Annotated in this window: 4 protein-coding genes; all 4 read left to right on the top strand. The window is 28.3% G+C overall.

The features are described 5' to 3' along the window. A partial coding sequence (locus IEW41_RS14320; RefSeq protein ID WP_188607061.1) for a hypothetical protein occupies nt 1–394 on the top strand: 394 nt, incomplete at its 5' end. After that, on the top strand, nt 391–1677 hold the full coding sequence (locus IEW41_RS14325) for a hypothetical protein (RefSeq protein WP_188607062.1): 1287 nt from the start codon (nt 391–393) through the stop codon (nt 1675–1677). The genes IEW41_RS14320 and IEW41_RS14325, both read left to right, overlap by 4 nt. Continuing rightward, nucleotides 1665–2000, top strand: coding sequence for a hypothetical protein (locus tag IEW41_RS14330; RefSeq protein WP_188607063.1), 336 nt, complete (start codon nt 1665–1667; stop codon nt 1998–2000). The genes IEW41_RS14325 and IEW41_RS14330 overlap by 13 nt, the downstream gene beginning before the upstream one ends. Then, nucleotides 1987–2451, top strand: coding sequence for a prepilin-type N-terminal cleavage/methylation domain-containing protein (locus IEW41_RS14335; protein ID WP_229660233.1), 465 nt, complete (start codon nt 1987–1989; stop codon nt 2449–2451). The genes IEW41_RS14330 and IEW41_RS14335 overlap by 14 nt, the downstream gene beginning before the upstream one ends. The last annotated feature ends 22 nt before the right edge of the window (nt 2452–2473 follow it).

Consider the following 2473-nt stretch of genomic DNA (forward strand, 5'->3'; position numbering starts at 1 on the left):
GTCACTCAATCCAGAACTTCCAGAAGTTGTTTTAAATGATGTAGAGGCAACATTTAACCCCAAAACAGTTATAGAGGTCGACACATTTTCTATTAATGCATTAGATAGGGACCCTTTTTTAGGAACGATTACTAAAAAATCAAATACTACTGCCTCATTAAAGCAAAACAGTACTATTAAGCAAGAAGATTCAAATTGGCCTCAATTTACATATGAAGGGATTATAAAAAGGCAGAACTCTAACGAACAGGTATTTGTGGTTACAATAAATAATGCACAATATGTATTAAAAAAGGGTCAGAAAGTAGATAATATTACTTTAGTTAAAGGTGATAATACATCTATTACAGTTAGATTTAATAATGCACAAAAAATAATCCCGATTCAAAAATGAGCATTAAAAAGCTAAAAGCAGGAGCTTTACAACTAACCATATTTATAGTTGTAATGATTGCTTTATTATTAGCAGCATTTTTAGTTTTAGTACATACACAAAAACAATTTAACTTAAAAACGGACTTTGTTTTAGAAACTGTAAATAATGCCGATAGAGGCATTGAATACGCATTATCAAATATTGTTGAACTTCATGACTCTACGTTAGTGAATTTAGAAGATGAAGATTACAAAGCATTATATGTTCAACGTGATTTTTGGGGGCTTTTTGAAAAAGTAAAGTCGACTTCCAAAATCAAGAATTATCAATTTCAGAAAGTAGCATTAATAGGAGCTAAACAAGCAAAAGACAATAAAACAGCATTATATTTAGAAGACAATAACAAACCTTTAGTAGTGGTAGGGAACACTAATATTAAAGGAGTTGCATATATACCAAGGCGAGGTGTAAAAGCAGGTAATATAGCTGGGCAATCTTATTATGGTTCCGAGCTTATTAATGGTCAAACAAAAGAAAGTCAATACTTACCAAAGTTATTTTTTGAGACCCAACAACATCTAAAAACGATATCAAAAAATTCTACTTTAACTAATCAAAAACGATTTTTGGATTTGAATACAGAGCGTTCATTTGTAAACTCATTTCTGGAACCATACCAAATATTGTACAGTGCCACTAATATCAATTTAGAGAATATTGAATTAACAGGGCATATTGTAGTATTTTCAAAAACATCAATTAGTGTTGAAGCTTCTTCAAGTTTAAAAGATGTTATTTTAATTGCTCCAAAGATTAAAATTAAAAATAATGTTGTTGGCACATTTCAAGCCTTTGCTAATGAAACAATTAGTGTAGGTAGTAATTGTAAACTAGAATATCCATCAACATTAGTCGTTTATGAAGATGAAAAAGGTGTAATAATACCACAACGAGTAGATTCACAACAATTATTAAGCCGCAACATTAAAATAAATAATGCAACAACAATTGAAGGTGTTGTATTGTTTTTAGGTCTTAAAACTAGTAATAATTATGAGCCACAAATTATAATAGAGGATAAAGTAATTATAAAAGGAGAAGTATACTGTAATACAAATATTGAATTAAAAGGAACCGTTTATGGGACTGTATATGCCTCAAATTTTATTGCTAAGCAATCAGGATCAGTTTATCAAAACCATTTGTATAATGCCACAATAGTTATTGATTCATTATCGCAAAAATATGTTGGTCTACCATTTAGTAATTCAAAAAAAAGCGTTCTGAAATGGTTATATTAAAAAAGATAAAAGCATCTACTCTGATGGAAACCTTGGTGGCTACTGTGTTAATAATAATTGTTTTTATGGTAACAAGTATGATTTTGAATAATTTGTTTTTTAATACCATAAAAAATAATACCACACAGATTGATGCACACCTTAATGAATTACAATATTTATACATTAACAATAAACTAGCTATCCCATACCAAGACGATTTTAACGAATGGGATATAAGTGTGAGCACCCATAAAGAGAACAATAAAACAGTTATCAGTTTTGAAGCTTTTAATAGTGTAACAAATAAAAAATTATCAAATTACACTAATGAAGTACAATAAGAAAATAAATGCTTTTACCTTAAGCGAAATGATTGTTGTACTTATACTAACAACAATTGTTGTTGGATTAGCATTTTCTGTGTTGACATTAGTTCAAAACCATATTAATAGTATTCAAAATAATTTTAATAATACCACACAGTTTAATAAGTTGGAGCAGTCATTAACTTTAGATTTTAATCGTTTTTCAAAAATTGAATTTAATGAGCTTGAAGACAAGTTATTGTTTTCAAATGAAATTGAAACAAAAGCTTATATGTTTAAAGATAGTTTTATTGTAAAAGATATAGACACATTTTATATATCGATAAACAAAAAAGCACTCTATTTTGAAGGAAGTCTTAAGCAGAGTGGAACATTAGACGCTATAAAAATTGAAACCTCAAAAGCGTTTCAAAACAAAAATTTATTTGTGTTCAAAAAGAATGATGCAACTCAATTTATGAATTAAATGGCTTTTAAACTAGATAACA

The sequence above is a fragment of the Aquaticitalea lipolytica genome, assembly GCF_014641635.1.
In the GTDB taxonomy this organism is placed as follows: domain Bacteria; phylum Bacteroidota; class Bacteroidia; order Flavobacteriales; family Flavobacteriaceae; genus Aquaticitalea; species Aquaticitalea lipolytica.